This is a genomic window from Vibrio galatheae (assembly GCF_000967545.1).
Taxonomy (GTDB): domain Bacteria; phylum Pseudomonadota; class Gammaproteobacteria; order Enterobacterales; family Vibrionaceae; genus Vibrio; species Vibrio galatheae.
The window spans coordinates 1-19,138 of sequence record NZ_JXXV01000035.1; the positions used below are offsets into that span (position 1 = coordinate 1).

The window sequence follows — 19,138 nt, forward strand, 5'->3', positions numbered from 1 at the left end:
CGCTTCACCGCCGTACACTTTAGCTAGAGTAGTACAGATTGCAGCAGTTAGAGTTGTTTTACCGTGGTCAACGTGGCCGATAGTACCAACGTTAACGTGCGGTTTAGTACGTTCAAATTTTTCTTTAGACACGATCGTGTTCCTTCCTAGTTATGATTCGCCACGATCCGAATTGATCGAGACGCGCCAGAAATTGCTATTTTATGCGCCAACGCCAGTCAGCGCAATATTTGGACGCATTGTTCTGCAAAAAAAGCTAGACTTTTTTCCGTTCAAAGCGTCAGGTTTAGTAACCACGGTCTGCAATAATTTTATCTGCGAAGTTCTTCGGTACTTCAGCGTACTCGTTAAACTCCATAGAGTAAGACGCACGGCCTTGAGTTGCAGAGCGTAAGTCTGTTGCGTAACCGAACATTTCAGACAGAGGTACTTGAGCGCGGATGATCTTAATACCAGCCACACCGTCATCCATACCTTCGATCATGCCGCGGCGACGGTTAAGGTCACCAACAACATCACCCATCCAATCTTCAGGTGTCGTTACTTCAACTTTCATCATAGGCTCAAGAAGAACAGGTTGCGCTTCAAGTGCACCTTTCTTGAATGCCATCGAGCCAGCGATCTTAAACGCCATCTCGTTTGAGTCAACATCGTGGTACGAACCGTCAAACAGTGTTGCTTTAATATCTAGCACAGGGTAACCCGCTAGAACACCACTGTTCATCTGCTCTTCGATACCTTTCGATACCGAGTTGATGTATTCCTTAGGAACCACACCACCCACAATTTCGTCAACAAAGACAAAACCTTCGCCAGGTTCAGATGGCTCCAGTTTGATCCATACGTGACCATATTGACCACGACCACCAGATTGACGTACAAATTTACCTTCCACTTCCGCTTTACCACGGATCGTTTCACGGTATGCAACCTGAGGTTTACCAACATTACAGTCAACGCTGAATTCACGTTTCATGCGGTCAACGATGATGTCTAGGTGAAGCTCACCCATACCTGAGATCAATGTCTGACCTGTTTCGTTATCCGTTTCTACGCGGAATGATGGGTCTTCTGCCGCTAGTTTACCTAGCGCGATAGCCATCTTCTCCTGATCAGCAACAGAGCGAGGCTCTACTGCAATCTGAATTACGGGATCAGGGAACTCCATGCGCTCCAGAATAACCTTATGGTTCTGGTCACATAGAGTGTCACCTGTAGTGACATCTTTAAGGCCGATTGCTGCGGCGATATCACCAGCGCGAACTTCTTTCACTTCTTCACGCTTGTTAGAGTGCATTTGTACGATACGACCAAAGCGCTCTTTCTTCTGCTTAACTGAGTTGTATACCGCATCGCCAGAGTTAACCACACCTGAGTAGACACGCATAAAGGTTAGCGTACCAACAAATGGGTCTGTCGCGATTTTGAATGCGAGTGCAGAGAAAGGTTCGTTGTCGTCAGCATGGCGCTCAACTTCATTATCATTGTCATCAACGCCTTTGATTGCCGGCACATCGATTGGCGATGGCAGATACTCTACAACCGCGTCAAGTACAGCTTGAACACCTTTGTTCTTAAATGCACTACCACACGTTGCGAGTACAATTTCGTTATTTAGTGTGCGAGTACGCAGACCAAATTTGATATCTTCTTCTGACAATTCACCTTCTTCAAGGTATTTGTCCATCAACTCTTCATTCGCTTCAGCCGCTGACTCAACAAGATTGTTACGCCACTCTTCTGCGAGTTCTAGCATATCAGCAGGGATATCTTCATATGAGAAAGTCATCCCTTGATCGGCTTCATTCCAGTTGATCATTTTCATCTTGATAAGGTCAATTACACCTTTGAACTCATCTTCCGCGCCAACATTCAGTTGGATAGGAACTGGGTTCGCACCAAGGCGGTTTTTGATTTGATCAACAACACGAAGGAAGTCAGCACCTGCACGGTCCATCTTATTGACGAATACCATACGCGGAACGTGGTACTTGTCAGCCTGACGCCATACAGTTTCAGATTGAGGTTCAACACCAGATGAGCCACAGAACACCACAACCGCACCATCAAGTACGCGTAGAGAACGCTCTACTTCGATAGTAAAGTCAACGTGTCCAGGGGTGTCGATGATATTAATGCGGTGATCTTGGAATTGCGCTTCCATACCACGCCAGAAGGTCGTCGTTGCTGCAGAGGTGATTGTGATACCACGCTCTTGCTCTTGCTCCATCCAGTCCATGGTAGCAGCGCCATCGTGAACTTCACCGATTTTATGTGAAAGACCAGTGTAAAATAGAATGCGTTCACTTGTGGTTGTTTTACCTGCGTCTACGTGAGCGACGATACCGATATTGCGGTAGCGCTCAATAGGTGTTTTACGAGCCACGATTGAATCCTCTTGAATTAGGGACTATTGCTATTTCTAGTTAACTTGTCTGAACTCGACAGTTTTGCTTGCCCTAGATATAGCAATAGTTCCTAAGCTTGCGCATAGGAACTAGAGTAGCGCCGCGAGGAGTCTCGCGGCACTGAAAGGTATTACCAACGGTAATGTGCGAACGCTTTGTTTGCGTCAGCCATGCGGTGAACGTCTTCACGTTTCTTAACCGCAGTACCTTTGTTCTCAGACGCGTCTAGCATTTCAGCAGCTAGGCGTTGAGCCATAGATTTTTCACCACGCTTGCGCGCAGCTTCAACCAACCAACGCATAGCAAGTGCGTTACGGCGAACCGGGCGTACTTCTACAGGAACTTGGTAAGTTGAACCACCAACACGGCGAGATTTAACCTCTACCGCAGGGCGAACATTTTCAAGAGCTTCTTCAAATACAGCTAAGTGATCTTTACCAGATTTCTCAGCCATAGTGTCTAGTGCAGTGTAAACAATTTTCTCTGCAGTAGATTTTTTACCGTCAACCATTAGGATGTTAACGAATTTTGCCAGCAGTTCAGATTTGAACTTTGGATCTGGAAGGATCTTACGCTGACCGATGACGCGACGACGTGGCATGGAATTTCTCCGTTGTCTTATTCTTCAGGTTATCCAAAACTTTTCAGTTTCTTCAAAATTAAAATTTAATTTTAGTGTTTGGCCTTACTTAACGCTTCTCTTTAAAAAAAGAAGGCATTAAGACTTAGGACGCTTCACACCGTACTTAGAACGACCTTGTTTACGGTCATTTACGCCAGCACAGTCTAGTGCACCACGTACTGTGTGGTAACGCACACCCGGAAGGTCTTTAACACGACCGCCACGGATTAGAACAACTGAGTGCTCTTGAAGGTTGTGACCTTCACCACCGATGTACGAAGTTACTTCGAAACCGTTTGTTAGACGTACACGACATACTTTACGTAGTGCCGAGTTAGGTTTTTTAGGTGTTGTAGTGTAAACACGAGTACATACACCACGTTTTTGTGGGCACGCTTCTAGTGCAGGCACGTTGCTTTTAACAACTTGCTTTGCACGTGGCTTACGTACCAACTGGTTAATAGTTGCCATTAACTAGCTCCTGATTTACTTGAAAGTAAGCTTTGTGAAAAATCTATCCCTAAACACCAGTGGCACTTAGGGACGCAAAATTCTATTCAGAGGTGAGAGGTGTGTCAAGAAATATACGGATCTTTTTTGCTCAACTCGGGCGAAAAGAGCAAATACAAAACGACACGTAATAGATGAGAAAAGGAAATTATTCCCAAGTAATAGAATTAGGCTGCTCAGCAGTGAGATCAACAAAGCCAGCAAAATCAACACAAGTGACTGAAGGGCTGATTCGATTGGCAATGCCACGCGCTGCGATATCGGCCTCTAACACAAACGCACTCATTCCTTTAGTCATAGGAAAAGCATTGTGTAGCGGATTGGCTGCGTACACCGCTTGTTCCACCAATAGCAATTGATCTGACTCGCTGATGACTTGGCTTGCTTCAACAAGCGCTTCAATCGTTTTGACAATATGCAACATACGGATACCTAAAAAGTAAGAATCTTGCCAGCACGATGCAGCTGAGCGACCAACTCTGGTTGTTTAAGTACTTGGGCTTCGATGACCAAATCCGCTTGCGCCAATCCTCGCTCTGCTAAGGAGGCTTCACATAAGTAAATCTGCTCAATATCATAAAGGTCAAATAACTTAAGCATCGGAGAGTAGTCTTTACTGAGTATGTGTGAAGTTTGTTGACCAAGCAGAAGCTGGTAGACCCCATCGCCCATAAATACCACGCTGATGTCCTCGCAGTATGCAGAAGCCGCAAGCAATGCATCAACCCCTTCACGGCCGGAAGAACAACTGTGCGGTGCACTGCGAAATAGGTAGGTTAATTGACTCAAAACTGCACCACTCTGTCTTGCATTAACATGGCTTCGGCCAAACTCCCTAATCCAGCTTGGTGAAAACCTTCGGCTAAGTTGCTTTGCATTAAACCGTGTTGGCTGGCCTCATTCTCGCTCACTATACCTCGGCGCAGCGCAGCCGCGACACACGTTTCTAAACGGACATTATGGTCAGTAGCGAGCTGCTGCCAAGCTTTTACTAAATCAAACTCATCATTTGCTGGCACTGTTAAGCCACTGCCATTAGTGACACCTTCTTGATAAAAAAAGACACTAACGAGTGAGTGTCCTTTGGCTATCAAAGTGGTGGCAAACTGATAAGCGTTTCTCGCAGACTGGCTGCCATAGACAGGGCCATTCACCACCAGCGTGTAAGTCAATGCGCTCAACTTTCTTCATCCTCAGTTTTACGCTGACGAATATAGAGGTAAACCGTGTGCTTAGAAATATTGAGGCGATCGGCAACGCGGTTGATCGCATCTTTAATATCAAAGATACCTTTGTCGTAAAGTTCCATTACGATTTGGCGGTTCTTAGTATTATTCGATACCGACTTGTCTGCGTTAATCTCCTCAATCGTGCGCTCAACTGTTTGATCCACCAGCTCTTCAACATCACTAGCAAAGTTAACCGATGATGCGGCTTGCTTAGCCTCTTCAGTAGGCATGAAAGATTGCAAAACTTGAGAGAAAGGCGCATCAAGGTTGACGTTGACACACAATAAGCCAATCACACGATTGTCACCATTACGGATAGCGACTGTAATCGACTTCATCAACACACCGCCTTTGGCACGGGTGAAATAAGAACGAGAGAAGTTACGTTCTGAACCTTCAATGTCACGCAGCATTTTTAATGCTAAATCGGTAATCGGTGAACCAACCTGACGGCCAGTGTTTTCACCATTAGCGATCTTGATTGCCGAAGTATTAAGATCTTCTAATGAGTGCAATACAATTTCACAAAACGGACCAATCAGGCTCGCAATACCATCAACGACAGCCTCATAGGATCTAAGAATGATTTTGTCATGCTCACTAAATGGCATCACATTAACTGATTCCATTTCGAGCAACATATCCGTGTTTACTGTTTCTGTAGTAGTCACTTATTTAAGCCTTAGCGCGAAAAATCAACAAATTGATGTAAGTTTATCAGAAATTTTGATGAGAACACCTAGCTAAGCGACTATCTAGTGATTTAGAACAAAAAAATTGTCCTCGCTCTAGGCATTTTAGGTAATAAAAAAGGTCTGGTAAAAACCAGACCTTAACTAAAAGCGCGAAACGTACTTATTGTACGGCTTCTTCACCGTTGTCGATTTTCAGCAGCTCAACTTCAAAAACCAAAGTTGAGTTAGCTGGAATCGTTGGCGTGTCTTGTTCGCCGTATGCTAGCTCTGGCGGAATAACAAACTTGAACTTAGAACCCACAGGCATTAGCTGAACGCCTTCCGTCCAACCAGAGATTACTCGGTTAAGTGGGAATGTTGCTGGCTCACCGCGATCGTATGAGCTATCGAACTGAGTACCGTCGATCAAGGTACCTTTGTAGTGTACTTGAACTGTGTCGGTATCTTTTGGCATTTCGCCTTCTGCTGGTGTTAGCACTTGGTAAAGCAGGCCAGATTCCGTCTTCATCACACCTTCTTGCTGTTCAAACTCAGTGCGGAAGTCTTCACCTGCTTTTTTTGCCGCTGCTGCTTTTTCAGCCGCTTGCTTTTGCATAGTTTCGGCAACACGTTTGTCTAGCGCTTCCAGAGCAGCTCGAGTCTCTTCTTCGTTCAACTCAGGGTTACCTGCGAAGACGTGTTCGATACCTTTAAGAACGAACTCTTTATTTAATGTGATACCGATTTCACTTGGTTTATCTAAGCTTGTGCTCAGGTAATTGGCAAAAGAGACACCAATTGCGTAAGCCGCTTTGTCATCTTCTGTTGCAAAAGAAACGGTTTTAGCCGCTTCAACTTGCTCTGCTGCTGGCGCGACTTCTGTTTTAGGTTCTTCTTCTTTTTGACAGCCAACAGCAAGTGCAACAGTTGCAGCAAGTAGTGACACTTTAAAAATCGATTTCATTTAACTCTCCAATTGAGACTTTTGTCTTTGTGCACAAATCTTTAAGAAAGAGTGGTACACATTTGAATGTTATACCAATATAACCAATATGCGTCTTAATTAAACGTAAACAAGCGGATATTTGGACTTAATGCGTATAATTTTTAACTCAATTCTCATCGTTATTGTCATTTCAGCGTTAAATGGGTGCTTTTTCTCCACTCATGACAACCAACGATGGACTATCGAACCCAAAGGCACCACCAGCTTTGCCTTAAGCCGAGATGCCCGCTTTGCCCTTCTGTACTCAAAAGAGCACCAACTTGTCCTTTGGGATCTGAACGAAAGCCAAGAACTCGCTGCATTGGGTGCCCAAGACCCACAAGCCAGTACGGTTTCTCGCATCCGAATTTCTGACAACGGACGTTTTGCGATTACCGCAACACAAATTAACTTTGCCGTTTGGGACTTAGCTTGGACCCAAGCCGAGGGGCTGTGGTCGATTTCAGACGGCTTAATTCGCGACGTTGATATCGCTAGCAACGGTGACCAAGTATTACTCGGTCTTTCCAACGGCAAAGCTATCTACGTCAACTTAGTCACCGGGCGTCGACTAGAGTTCCTTGCTCACAACGAAAAAGTCAATTCAGTGGCACTTTCACCCAATGGTCGTTTTGCACTGACGGGCGGAAACGATTACAAAGCACACCTGTGGGACACCAATAGTGGACAGATACTAAAAACTTTTGAGCATGAGCAGCGGGTGAATCGCGTTGCTCTGCAGCGAGATGGTAAATACGCGTTCACGTCAGATGGTGGTAATCAAGCGATCATTTGGGATCTCACCACAGGTAAGAGTTTATCTAAACTCAGCAGTTTCTCTCGCCAACTTATCTTCTCTACCGCCCGTTTTTCTGATGACGGACAATATCTGGTGACAGGTACCCCTTCCAGTCGCATCATGATATGGCAGACTGACACAGGGAAGCGAGTGGATGGTTTCGAAGCGGAACCGCTAAAAGATACTCGCCCTCCTCGCGCAGTGGTGTATGATGCTGCCTTTGACAGCCAGAACCGCGTCATTTCGGGAACATCGGCTGGAATCGCCCAAGCTTGGCAAGTAGATTATTAGAGGCTGTTAATCGAGTATGAATGAGAAATATATTGAACAGTTGGAAAGCCGCATCAACGACTTAGAGTGCCAACTTGCGTTTCAGGAACAGACCATTGATTCACTCAATGACGCATTAAGCCAGCAGCAATTGCTGATCACTAAGATGCAAGACCAAATGAAGTATGTAGTTGGAAAAGTGAAAAATATCGATTCGTCTAACTTGGCAGATCCTTCAGAAGAAACGCCACCACCACACTACTAACTTGTCAGCAGTGAATCGCTTAGCTAAAGACGTAAGCGATCACAACGCCAGCAACGACCAAACAACCACCAATTCTGCGCAGTTGATTATCTGGCTGACGGCTAAGCTCAGCCACCATGTTACGCCATCCATTCGGGGCAATCAGTGGGCCAAGCCCTTCAACGATGAGCACCAACCCGAGCGCTAGCCATAATGAGTTTGACATAATTTTCCTACTACAAAAAATAAAGGCTCCATTAGGAGCCCTTATAGTATCAAAGTTTATTTACTTCGTTGTCGCGCCAGTCGCTTTATTCATGTACTGGAAGAAGTCGCTCTTCGGATCCAACACAAGAATGTCGCTCTTATCGCTGAATGATTTCTCATACGCTTTCAAAGAACGCATAAAACTAAAGAACTCAGGATCTTTGTTGTACGCATTTGAGTAAATTTGCGCCGCTTTCGCATCCGCTTCACCGCGTGTTACACGAGCTGTCTTATCCGCTTCTGCAAGGACAGTCGCGACTTCTAGCTCTGCCTGTGCACGAATAACTTCAGCACGTTCACGACCTTGAGAACGGTGCTTACGCGCAACAGATTCACGCTCAGCCCTCATACGACGGTAGATAGACTCACTGATTTCGTCAGGTAGGTTGATTTTCTTCATACGGAAATCAACAATTTCAACACCCAAGTCAGCCAGAGCACTACCCGAAGTACCAACTAGCACGTTTTCCATAATTTGGTCACGTTCACCATCGATTTCCAACGCTTCTTTTGCTGCTTCAGTGGTGACAACTTCACTGTCTGCACTTTCAGGCAATACGTCTTGGTTACGTGGGCCAGATACAATCTGTTTAATTTCACGCGAACCAATTTCAGAACGCAATGCATCCGTTACTTTACGCTCAAGAAGCGCTTCAGCCGTCAGCGTGTTACCGCCACCAGTGGTCAGGTAGTAACGACCGAAATCGGCAATACGCCATTTCACATAGGTATCGATGATCACGTCTTTTTTCTCTGACGTCACGAAACGGTCTGAACGGCCATCCATAGTTTGGATACGCGCGTCTAACGTTTTCACTCGGTCAAATAGTGGCATCTTAAAGTGAAGACCCGGCTCGTAGATCTTAGAGACACCATTGTCATCAAGAACACGACCAAATCGAATCACCAAACCACGCTCACCCTCTTGAATAACGAAGACTGACATAAGCAGTAATACAATTGTTACTACTAACACAGGGATCATTAACTTACGCATTCTTAATATCTCCCTTGACGTGAATCGGCTGGACGAGATTGCGATTCTGACGTTGTATCATTAGTCTGTGTCTCTAACTCAATTTGGTCGTAAGTAGAAGAAGACTTCGTGTTACGTTTCGTTTGAGTTTTGCCTTCACCGGCTAACTTATCGATTGGAAGGTACAGCAGGTTACCACTTGATTCAGAATCAATCAGAACCTTAGACGTACTGGTGTATACCTCTTCCATCGTATCTAGATACAGACGGTTGCGAGTCACTTCCGGTGCCGCTTGGTATTCAGGTAGCAGTTTCTCAAACTGAGCAACTTGACCTAACGCTTCGTTAACGACACGTTCTGAGTAACCCAAGGCTTCTTTCTTCAAACGCTCAGCACGACCCGTTGCTTTCGGCAAGATATCGTTGCGGTACGCTTCCGCTTCACGTTCAAAACGCTCTTCATCCTCACGCGCCGCAATCGCGTCATCAAACGCATCTTTCACTTGCTCAGGCGGACGTGCTGATTGGAAGTTAACATCGACGATCACAACACCCATGTCGTAGCTATCGACGATGGTGTTAAGTGTCTCTTGTGTACTTTGACGAATTTGCTGACGACCACTTGTTAGGATGCTATCCATAAGTGAATCACCAACAACCGCGCGCAGTGCAGAATCCGTCGCTTGGCGTAAGCTGTCGTCTGCATTGGTTACACGGTACAGGTATTTGTATGGATCAGCGACTCGGTACTGAACATCCATCGCCACCGTCACAACGTTTTCATCTTTGGTCAGCATTAGACCTGATGAACGTAGAGAACGGATTGCCTGTACGTTCACTGGTGTTACTTCATCAACAAAGCGCGGACGCCAGTTTAGACCAGGATCGACCACGCGATCGTATTTACCAAGACGTAGCACAACACCACGCTCTGCTTCACCTATAGTGTAAAAACCAGCAAAGAACCAAATAGCTATCGCGATAACGGCAATGACACCAAAGCCAAGTGCACCGCCACCGCCGATAGACGGGCCTTTACCGCCTTTACCACCAAACTTTCCACCCAGTTTCTGACTCAGTTTATTAAACACTTCGTCTAAGTCTGGCGGTCCTTGATCACGGCCACCTTTGTTACCACGATTATTGTTACCCCAAGGGTCATTATCGCGGCCATTGTTGCCGTTGTTATTACCAGGCTCATTCCACGCCATTAGAAAGCTCCATCATTTGATATGACGTTATACTGTAGCAGTCATTTAAGTAACTATAAAGTCACGTAAAACTGCCCCTTCTCTTTTTTCAAGTCTAGACCAATCCACTTGTTGCATGCGAACATTAATCAACAAGTTACCGTCCTGATCATATTCTTCTCGTTGAATACATTTCATCTGGAAGAATGTACTACGAATCCGCCCTTGATGTTGTGGCGGAATTCGCAATTGATATTGAACCATTTGGCTAGCAAGACGCTCAGTCAAAGCATCAAACAGCAACTCAATACCAAGGCCTTCCATTGCCGAAACCCACACAGCACGAGGAACACCTTCCTCATCCCGTTCTATACGTGGTTTCTGGTCTTCTAGATTATCAATCTTGTTCATGACAACAAGAGACGGTACCTCGTGGGCATCAATTTCTTCTAGTACTTCATGAACAGCTTGAATATTCTCACGAAAACGGTCGTCGCTGGCATCTACAACATGTAACAAAATGTCAGCTTCTTGAGTTTCTTGCAGTGTTGCTTTAAATGCAGCAACGAGATCGTGTGGTAGATGACGAATAAATCCTACCGTATCAGCCAAAATAGCTGGACCTACATCTGCCAACTCAATCTTACGTAATGTCGGGTCTAGCGTGGCAAACAACTGGTCCGCCGCATACACACCCGCTTCAGTAATTCTGTTAAATAGGGTCGACTTACCCGCGTTGGTATAACCAACCAAAGATACAGTCGGAATTTCCGCTCGATTTCTAGCGCGGCGACCTTGTTCACGCTGCTTAGCCACTTTTTCTAAACGGCGCAATATCGCTTTAATACGATCACGCAACAAACGTCGGTCAGTTTCTAGCTGAGTTTCACCTGGACCACGTAAACCGATACCACCTTTTTGTCTTTCAAGGTGAGTCCAGCCGCGGATCAATCGGGTTGAAATATGGCGAAGCTGAGCAAGCTCAACTTGTAATTTACCTTCATGAGTTCGGGCACGCTGAGCAAAGATATCGAGGATCAAACCAGTGCGATCCAATACGCGACATTTACACAACTTTTCGAGGTTACGTTCTTGGGCAGGAGAGAGGGCGTGATTGAAAATCACAATATCAGCGCCGAGCAATTGCACAGCTTGCGCAATTTCTTGAGCTTTACCCTCTCCGACATAGTATTTGGGGTGTGGAGACTGACGACTTCCTGTTACAACTTGTAACGCAGAAACGCCAGCCGACGAGACTAACATCTCAAATTCATTGAGATCTTCCCACTCCCCTTCTTGCGTGAAGTTGATATGAACAAGTACGGCTCGCTCACCGGCTTCATAACGGTCAAACAAGCAACCAACTCCTTACAAACAAATATGGTACTTCAGAGAATTAATCTTCTGATTTCTCTTGTGGACGATCTCCTTGTGGACGATCACCACTGTGGTGGTTCACTGGACGAGCAGGAACTACCGTAGAAATTGCGTGCTTGTACACCATTTGGTTAACGGTGTTTTTCAGCAAGATAACAAACTGATCAAATGATTCGATCTGGCCTTGCAGTTTAATTCCGTTTACAAGGTAGATAGACACAGGAATACGTTCACGACGTAATGCATTTAAGAATGGGTCTTGTAGAGATTGCCCCTTAGCCATTTTTATTTTCCTTATTTTGTAATTTTGTTTTAGTTATTTAGCTAGTGGTGCGCTGCATAAAAAAGATGCGGCCTTTGCTCTGAGCTAAACGAAAAAATAACACCCTGTCGCTACTTGTTATGACGGCTTTAAAGCGAAATTTCAAGTAACAGATCCTTTACAGGGCAAATTCACGCAAAAGCGATCACATTATACACAGCTAGAACCGTCCGATGCTATGGCATTTGAAACAGTTTCAAGCGCATGTTCAATGTTTTCACTATCTAACCAAGTTAAATCATCCCAGCTGCGTAACCAGGTGATTTGTCGCTTGGCCAATTGACGGGTTGCACAGATGCCTTTAAAAATGGCTTCATCTAGCGTGCAATTCCCGTCCAAATAGTCCCACATCTGCCGATAACCAACGCAACGAATGGATGGAAGATCGGAATGAAGATCTTCACGAGCATACAACGCGCGCATTTCATCTTCAAAACCAGCCTCGATCATTTTTTCGTAACGCAGTTCAATTCGACGATGGAGCTCAGCCCTTTCCTTGGGAGCTATTGCAAACTGCTTAACTCGATACGGCAGGCTTTCACCTTTAGTTTGAGTTAACTCAGTAAGAGTTTTACCTGAAATTCGATAAACTTCCAATGCCCGAGACAATCTTTGTGGATCATTCGGATGAATTCGCTCAGCAGAGACGGGATCAATTTCTTTAAGTTGATCATGCAACTTATCCCAACCCAATGTTTGAGCTTCGTGCTCTATTTGCTGGCGAACCTCCGCGTCTGCGGCAGGCAGCGGCGACAAACCTTCAAGCAAGGCTTTGTAGTAAAGCATGGTGCCACCAACTAAAAGCGGGATCTTGCCTTGCTCAACAATTTTATTCATTTCATCAAGCGCATCACGGCGAAAATCCGCCGCCGAGTAAGCTTCACTCGGATCTAAAATATCAATCAGTCGATGCGGCGCTTGCGCTTGTTCTTCTGCGTCAGGCTTAGCTGTGCCAATATCCATCCCTTTATAAATTAATGCCGAATCCACCGAGATGATTTCGACAGGGAATTTTTTGCGTAGACGAATCGCGAGATCCGTTTTGCCTGATGCGGTAGGCCCCATTAAAAATAGAGCTAAAGGTAATTCTTTGTTATTCATAATTCTAACGCTGCAATCGTTGCAGAAAAGTCGACTGGCCTGACAAAGGTCTGATCGCTCAGTGGCAAACGACCTTGCCATAAGTGCTCAATATCGCCCACTATCTGGATGGCCTCCGACAAAGTGTAGTCACTTTTCACTTGGGTAATATGATCACTCAACCATTTTGCTAACTCGGCATGGGACAATGACTTTGCCACGGACTGACATAAAGCCGCGTAAGATAGCAGATCTGGCACCAGTTGTTGCAAGTTTTGTTGCCTTAACGGCTGAGGCACCGCCATAACCATCAATGACTTATTGCCGCGAGTTTTTAGCTCAATACCAAACGCATCTAGCGTTGACTGAATAGCTTCAGCGGTCTCAAGTAAAGTTTCTTCCAACTTCAGCGACAATGGCACCAGCAAGGGTTGGCTTTTCAATCGACCTTCATGGGTCGAAAGCTGCCCATTCACTCTTAACCACTCTGCTCTTGCCAAATTGACTAAACGTGTGCCTTGTTTATCGGCCATCACCAAGTAGCGCCCTTGAACCACGTTGATCGCCTTACCTAGTGCTTCGACAGCCTCAAACTCAACTTGTTCACTAACAGCATCTTGAGTGCGCATATGGTTGGGTTGCACTTGAGGTACAACTTCAGGGGTTTGTAATAACTCCTGATACGCTTTTACCTCTTGCTTAGTTGGTGCTGGTTCACTGTAGCGCTCAGTCACTCGAGGTTTGCTCATGGGACGTGATTCTTGCCATTCGCTGCGCGGATTGGCTTCTCTCACCTTGTCTCGATGTTCAGTGTAATCACTTTTTCCCGGATAAGAAGGAGTAGACTCAATGGCACGGTACTCTTGCTGAGAAGCACGATTGGTAACTTTATTCTCGACATTCACTTGTTCATGGTGAGAAGCCGATGGTTGAGGCTCAACATGGAATGCAGATGCCGTTTGTACCGGCTGCTCAATATGAGCACTTTGAGCCAGTGCATCACTTAAAGCCTGATATATAAAATCGTGTACCAGACGCGCCTGATGGAATCTAACTTCATGCTTAGCCGGGTGCACATTAACGTCAACTTGGTGAGGATCGAGTTCGATAAACAGTACATACGTAGCAAACTGGTCAGGGCGCAAGCTGGTTTCATAACTCTGACGAATAGCGTGATTAATCAACTTGTCCCGCATCATACGGCCGTTAACATAGCAGTATTGCAAATCGCTTTGTTGGCGCGCGCCTTCGGGTGTCGTTATCCAGCCATGGAGCTTGAGCCCTTGATGTTCAAGTTCAATTTTGAGCATGTTGCGCACAAAAGCGCTGCCACAAACGGCGGCAATGCGCTTTTCCATCTGCGCATCCGTTTTGGACGCGCGATACTGCTTAACTAGTTTACTGTTGTGTTTGAGATTGATGGTGACGTCAAAGCGGCTTAACGCGATCCGCTTTAACAGTTCATCAATATGAGCAAATTCTGTTTTTTCGGTGCGCAGAAACTTACGTCGTGCTGGTGTATTAAAAAACAGGTCGAGCACTTCAACTGTGGTTCCTATCGGGTGAGCAGTTGGCTGAAGCTTCACCTGCATTTCTCGGCCTTCACTGTAGGCAGACCAAGCTTGCTCTTGCGTTGCAGGACGCGATGTCATGGTTAACCGAGATACCGAGCTGATACTCGCCAGCGCTTCACCGCGAAAACCCAAGCTGATGATCGCTTCCAGATCGTCCAGAGTATGGATTTTGGATGTAGCATGACGACTTAAGGCCAAACCGAGCTCATCTTTGACGATCCCTTTGCCATTGTCACGCACACGAATCAGCTTAGCGCCGCCCTTTTCGATATCAATATCGATACGTGTTGCACCTGAGTCTAAGCTGTTCTCCACCAACTCTTTGACGACCGAAGCTGGTCGTTCAACCACCTCTCCGGCAGCGATTTGGTTGGCTAAGCGTGCTGGAAGGATCTTAATTGTCACGTCTGGCACTCACTTTAGTTATGGGGAATGATCAACACCTGACCAACCGCAAGTTGATCCGTTCGAAGATTATTCGCTTCACGGATACTGGTAACACTCACTTGGTATTGTTTGGCGATCTTACCCAAAAATTCTCCGCGTTTAACGGTATGTTTACGCAAAGGTTGATCTTTCAAACTGACGGTAATTTTGAGCTTTTGACCAAGCTTAAGGGTGTCGGATTTCAACTCATTTTCACGCTTAATCGTCTGTACTGAAACTTTATATCTCTCGGCAATTTTTCCTAGGTACTCACCACGCTGAACCACGTGGGTTACCGTTTTAGTCTCTACCGGATTTTTTATCTCAGGCACAGAAATGGAGCGACTTGAACCCGGAATTGTCAGAATCTGGCCGATCGCTAATCCAGTGCTTTTAAGCTTGTTTGCCTGCATGATGGCCTGAGTTGAAGTGCCATATTTACTTGCTATCAACGACAAAGACTCACCGCGAACCACTTTGTGATTGATCGCTTTACCGCGGCTAGCAAACAAGGTTCCTTCTGGTGGGTTGGCTTTAAAGTATTGAACAATCGCCTTGGTCAAAGAACTCGCCAGTTTGTCTTGGTGACTACGCTGGAAGAGTAATCTTTCTTCAGTCGGGTTAGTAATAAAGCCCGTCTCAACTAGTACAGAAGGAATATCTGGTGACTTCAATACCGCTAAGCTTGCGTTAACCGGATCTTTCTTGTGCAGCTTGATGCCAGCTCGCGTCATTTCTCGCAGGATCTTCGTTGCCAGTTTATAACCTTCTTTTTGTGAATGGCTAAATTGCAGATCAAGCAAAGTTTGACTGACATTCCTATCGTTATTGTTCTTTGATAGGACTTCACCAGCCCCACCTAGTAGTTGAGATTGTTCCTCATGATTCTCTACCCAACGCGCTATCTCCGAGTTTGCTCGACGAGTATTTAAGACAAACACCGAACCACCGCGCGGTTGAGGCGTATGGAAACCATCGGCGTGGATCGACACCAACAAATGCGCTTTGTTCTTACGTGCAATTTCAGAGCGCTTGTTAAGATTTACGTAATAATCACTGCGGCGAGTTAATACCGCTTTCATGCCCGGCACCGCGTTCAACTGATCCGCCACTTTTTTTGAGATGGCGAGCGTGGCATGTTTTTCGTATTTTTTGCTTGGCCCGATCGAACCAGGATCTTCACCACCATGGCCTGGATCAATAGCGACAACAATGTCCGCCGTTCCTGTCAACTGAGAGGCATCTCGACTAACTGTGGTTGATGTGGCAGCAGGCTTAGGTGCTGATTCTGGGGTACTAGCACTACCATGCGACAGATCGATGACTAACCTGTGACCATATTGTCCACCTGGGGTAGGCGCTAATTTAAATAGCTGCGGCGTCACTTTGCGTTTAAGTTCGAACACCAAACGATATGTACCTTTGTCTGGTGGCGAGCTTTTGCGAATCCTCTTTAGCACTGGGCTATCAGAGATAGCGATCGGCAACTTAGTACTCAGTGAGGTCTGTTTGAGATCCACGACCAAGCGCTCTGGACTAGAGAGCGTAAAATAGCTGTAGTCAGCTTCTGATGAAAGATCGATGACAACACGTGTCTCATCAGGAGAAGGCCAAACACGAATCCCTTCTAGCGCGTTTGCAAATGCAAAACCGGGCGCAAGAGTAAGAGCAAGAAGAAATGGAAAGAAAACAGCTCTTATAAAAGTACTCTTCAACATAACTCCAACTGTTCTAATAATTGACATCCGTACTGATTATTTGCCGTCAGTACAACAACACGTGCCTCTCCGTCGTAACGAAGATCAATATCCAGATCGGCTTCTGGCAGCAGACCTTGTCCTTTCTCAGGCCACTCCACCAAACAGATAGCATCGGAAGTGAAGTAATCACGGATCCCCATAAACTCAAGTTCTTCAGGATCCGCTAAACGGTAAAGATCAAAATGGTAAACCTGCCACTGATCCAATTGATAAGGTTCAACGAGAGTGTAGGTTGGACTTTTTACATTGCCTTCATGACCAAGCGCGCGAACAAAACCACGACTAAATGTCGTTTTACCTGCACCCAAATCACCGTGTAAGTAGATGGTGGTTTGCTGAGAGCACAAGTGTGCCAATGCTGTCCCTAATTGAATCGTTGCTTGTTCATCTTTAAGGGCAAATTGTTTGGTGGTCATGAAGATCAATCTCTACGCTGTGACTATATAAAAATCAAAAGAACAGGAATAGTAAACTGGGTTGGAATTGAGAGACAAGAGATCTTGTGTAAGTAAAACGAAAAATCAGCGATTTCTTGCCATTTTTCGCTTTTCCTTGGCTAGATCCTGCATATAAGATCCGTTAAGATCCTGCCCCCTTTACCCGGAGCAATCAGAATGAACTACCAAGCGCTCGCAGACAAGATCAAAATTTGGGGCCAAGAACTTGGCTTCCAGAAAGTTGGCATCTGCGATGTCGATTTGTCTGAACACGAAGCGCAGCTCCAAAAGTGGCTTGATGCAGGTTATCACGGAGAGATGGACTGGATGGCTCGCCATGGAATGATGAGAGCACGTCCCGCAGAGTTATTACCTGGAACCGTGCGCGTAATTAGTGCACGTATGGATTATCTGCCTCCTCAAGCACAATTTGCCTCCAATCTTTCCGATCCAACTCAAGCGTATATCAGTCGCTATGCCTTAGGACGTGACTATCATAAGTTGATTCGCAACCAACTTAAAAAGTTGGGAGAAAAAATCGCATTAGAAGTTAGTAATTTGGGTTATCGTCCATTCGTCGATTCAGCGCCTATTCTGGAACGTCCATTGGCCCAAAAGGCTGGACTAGGGTGGACTGGGAAGCACTCTCTTATTCTTGATAAAGAAGCGGGGTCCTGGTTTTTTCTTGGCGAACTGCTGGTTGATCTCCCCTTGCCTGTTGATGACGCCAGTGTTGACCAATGCGGTAAATGTAAAGCTTGCATCACATCTTGTCCGACGCAGGCGATTGTCGCAGACGGAATTGTCGATGCGAGACGTTGCATTTCTTACTTAACTATTGAATTTGATGGCGTTATCCCGGAAGAATTCCGTCCCTCTATCGGGAATCGAATCTACGGCTGTGACGACTGTCAACTCGTCTGCCCTTGGAATCGTTTTGCTAAGCTCACTGAACAAAGTGATTTTCATCGCAGAGAATCACTGAATCAAGCAGACCTAGTGACGCTATTCATGTGGGATGAAGAGACATTTCTGACCAATATGCAGGGATCCGCTATTCGTCGAATTGGCCATCTGCAGTGGCTAAGAAACTTATCCATTGCAATGGGTAATGCACCGTATTCAAAGAACATCGTTAAGGCTCTAGAGAGTCGTTTAGGCGTTACTGAAACTTTAGATATCCACATCCAGTGGGCACTAGCTCAGCAAAGAGGCCAGATACCCCTTCAGTCAACCCAACTCAAGCGCTTAATTCGCATTGTCGAGAAAGGTCTGCCTCGTGATGCATAATACTTGCCGAACTGCACTACTTAGAGTTTGACCTAGGTCCAAAAATCAAAATGTGGAAAAAAGAAAGGATGATTACTTATTTTCTTACAGATAGAGAAGTTAATCACAATGCTTATAAATGACTAGGATCAAAAAACAGTGACTTAATGATCGTAAATGGTTACTAAGCACACAAGCAAAAAGCTAGCAAATAAAAATAAAATCAACAACTTAGTGTGAAAATTAGCTTTAGTAAGAAAGTTTCACAAACAAAAAGATAGTTCTAGTCTGACGTTATACAAGAATAAAAATCAGGTTACCCACCAAGTTATCCACACCAAACCATCTGTGGATAAGTCTGTTGACTAATAAGCAGAGCCCTAGCTCACATTGTGTTTGCTATCTGATTTAACTGAGCACATCTCGTGCTGAGATTGGCAATTTAGACATAAAAATGCCCACCTATATCTAGGAGGACTTCTTATTGATTTGGGGTTGATGCTTCGCAGCATTAGCTAAAGAGCAGTGACCGTAAGGTCTATTCAAATGACATTACATTTGAAGGAGATTGGAGCAACACACAAGGCTCCCTATTCATTAACAAAAAGGCGTGACCTCAACCTTGGCTAGGTTGTACTCAATCAAACTGAGCAAGTGTTGCATCTTTATCACCGTTAAGCACGATGAAGGCTATTAAATTGGAGCGACACACGAGGTTC

At 45.4% G+C, this 19,138-nt stretch carries 21 protein-coding genes; 3 read left to right on the forward strand and 18 right to left on the reverse strand.

Annotation, left to right across the window (positions count from 1 at the left end):
• The 9 genes from TW81_RS19120 to fkpA all read right to left on the reverse strand — a co-directional run.
• A partial coding sequence (locus tag TW81_RS19120; RefSeq protein WP_239424365.1) for a GTP-binding protein occupies window positions 1-132 on the reverse strand: 132 nt, incomplete at its 3' end.
• Window positions 133-286: 154 nt separating this feature from the next.
• The gene (gene fusA / locus TW81_RS17445; protein WP_045957024.1) at window positions 287-2,386 is read right to left on the reverse strand and encodes an elongation factor G; all 2,100 of its coding nucleotides are present in this window, start codon (window positions 2,384-2,386) and stop codon (window positions 287-289) included.
• Window positions 2,387-2,538: 152 nt separating this feature from the next.
• Entirely contained in the window at window positions 2,539-3,009 is a 471-nt protein-coding gene (gene rpsG, locus TW81_RS17450) for a 30S ribosomal protein S7 (protein WP_045957025.1), read from the reverse strand.
• Between the two features lie 117 nt (window positions 3,010-3,126).
• Entirely contained in the window at window positions 3,127-3,501 is a 375-nt protein-coding gene (rpsL, locus tag TW81_RS17455) for a 30S ribosomal protein S12 (RefSeq protein WP_004399892.1), read from the reverse strand.
• 187 nt (window positions 3,502-3,688) lie between these two features.
• Window positions 3,689-3,964: a sulfurtransferase complex subunit TusB gene (gene tusB, locus TW81_RS17460; protein ID WP_045957026.1), complete on the reverse strand. Its 276-nt coding sequence runs from the start codon at window positions 3,962-3,964 to the stop codon at window positions 3,689-3,691.
• An 8-nt stretch (window positions 3,965-3,972) separates the two neighbouring features.
• Window positions 3,973-4,329, reverse strand: a complete 357-nt coding sequence (gene tusC / locus TW81_RS17465; RefSeq protein WP_045957027.1) for a sulfurtransferase complex subunit TusC — start codon at window positions 4,327-4,329, stop codon at window positions 3,973-3,975.
• Window positions 4,326-4,721, reverse strand: a complete 396-nt coding sequence (gene tusD / locus TW81_RS17470) for a sulfurtransferase complex subunit TusD (RefSeq protein WP_045957028.1) — start codon at window positions 4,719-4,721, stop codon at window positions 4,326-4,328. The genes tusC and tusD overlap by 4 nt, the downstream gene beginning before the upstream one ends.
• Window positions 4,718-5,440 (reverse strand): helix-turn-helix transcriptional regulator, encoded by a 723-nt coding sequence (locus tag TW81_RS17475; protein ID WP_045957029.1) that lies wholly within the window; start codon window positions 5,438-5,440, stop codon window positions 4,718-4,720. The genes tusD and TW81_RS17475 overlap by 4 nt, the downstream gene beginning before the upstream one ends.
• Before the next feature lie 184 nt (window positions 5,441-5,624).
• The gene (gene fkpA, locus TW81_RS17480; RefSeq protein WP_045957030.1) at window positions 5,625-6,407 is read right to left on the reverse strand and encodes an FKBP-type peptidyl-prolyl cis-trans isomerase; all 783 of its coding nucleotides are present in this window, start codon (window positions 6,405-6,407) and stop codon (window positions 5,625-5,627) included.
• A gap of 130 nt (window positions 6,408-6,537) precedes the next feature.
• Here fkpA and TW81_RS17485 point away from each other — a divergent pair, with 130 nt between their 5' ends.
• Window positions 6,538-7,518, forward strand: coding sequence for a WD40 repeat domain-containing protein (locus TW81_RS17485; RefSeq protein WP_045957031.1), 981 nt, complete (start codon window positions 6,538-6,540; stop codon window positions 7,516-7,518).
• A gap of 16 nt (window positions 7,519-7,534) precedes the next feature.
• Window positions 7,535-7,762, forward strand: a complete 228-nt coding sequence (locus TW81_RS17490) for a SlyX family protein (RefSeq protein ID WP_045957032.1) — start codon at window positions 7,535-7,537, stop codon at window positions 7,760-7,762.
• Between the two features lie 19 nt (window positions 7,763-7,781).
• On the opposite strand, the gene TW81_RS17495 is transcribed toward TW81_RS17490, so the two are convergent.
• From TW81_RS17495 to tsaE, 9 genes are all read right to left on the reverse strand, one after another.
• A complete protein-coding gene (locus TW81_RS17495) occupies window positions 7,782-7,967 on the reverse strand; it encodes a DUF2065 domain-containing protein (protein ID WP_045957033.1) in 186 nt (61 codons plus the stop codon).
• Window positions 7,968-8,027: 60 nt separating this feature from the next.
• Entirely contained in the window at window positions 8,028-9,005 is a 978-nt protein-coding gene (hflC, locus tag TW81_RS17500; RefSeq protein ID WP_045957034.1) for a protease modulator HflC, read from the reverse strand.
• Window positions 9,006-9,007: 2 nt separating this feature from the next.
• Window positions 9,008-10,195, reverse strand: coding sequence for an FtsH protease activity modulator HflK (gene hflK, locus TW81_RS17505; protein WP_045957035.1), 1,188 nt, complete (start codon window positions 10,193-10,195; stop codon window positions 9,008-9,010).
• 45 nt (window positions 10,196-10,240) lie between these two features.
• On the reverse strand, window positions 10,241-11,530 hold the full coding sequence (hflX, locus tag TW81_RS17510) for a ribosome rescue GTPase HflX (protein WP_045957036.1): 1,290 nt from the start codon (window positions 11,528-11,530) through the stop codon (window positions 10,241-10,243).
• Between the two features lie 40 nt (window positions 11,531-11,570).
• A complete protein-coding gene (gene hfq, locus TW81_RS17515; RefSeq protein WP_045957037.1) occupies window positions 11,571-11,834 on the reverse strand; it encodes an RNA chaperone Hfq in 264 nt (87 codons plus the stop codon).
• A gap of 189 nt (window positions 11,835-12,023) precedes the next feature.
• Entirely contained in the window at window positions 12,024-12,974 is a 951-nt protein-coding gene (gene miaA, locus TW81_RS17520) for a tRNA (adenosine(37)-N6)-dimethylallyltransferase MiaA (protein ID WP_045957038.1), read from the reverse strand.
• Complete coding sequence (gene mutL / locus TW81_RS17525; RefSeq protein ID WP_045957039.1) at window positions 12,971-14,932, reverse strand: DNA mismatch repair endonuclease MutL; 1,962 nt, start codon at window positions 14,930-14,932, stop codon at window positions 12,971-12,973. The genes miaA and mutL overlap by 4 nt, the downstream gene beginning before the upstream one ends.
• A 14-nt stretch (window positions 14,933-14,946) precedes the next feature.
• Window positions 14,947-16,671 (reverse strand): LysM peptidoglycan-binding domain-containing protein, encoded by a 1,725-nt coding sequence (locus TW81_RS17530; RefSeq protein WP_045957040.1) that lies wholly within the window; start codon window positions 16,669-16,671, stop codon window positions 14,947-14,949.
• Entirely contained in the window at window positions 16,665-17,129 is a 465-nt protein-coding gene (gene tsaE / locus TW81_RS17535; RefSeq protein WP_004743157.1) for a tRNA (adenosine(37)-N6)-threonylcarbamoyltransferase complex ATPase subunit type 1 TsaE, read from the reverse strand. The genes TW81_RS17530 and tsaE overlap by 7 nt, the downstream gene beginning before the upstream one ends.
• 198 nt (window positions 17,130-17,327) lie before the next feature.
• On the opposite strand from tsaE, the gene queG reads away from it, so the two are divergent.
• Window positions 17,328-18,440 carry a tRNA epoxyqueuosine(34) reductase QueG gene (queG, locus tag TW81_RS17540; RefSeq protein WP_045957041.1) on the forward strand — a complete coding sequence of 371 codons (1,113 nt, stop codon included), beginning with the start codon at window positions 17,328-17,330 and terminating at the stop codon, window positions 18,438-18,440.
• Window positions 18,441-19,138: the final 698 nt, after the last annotated feature.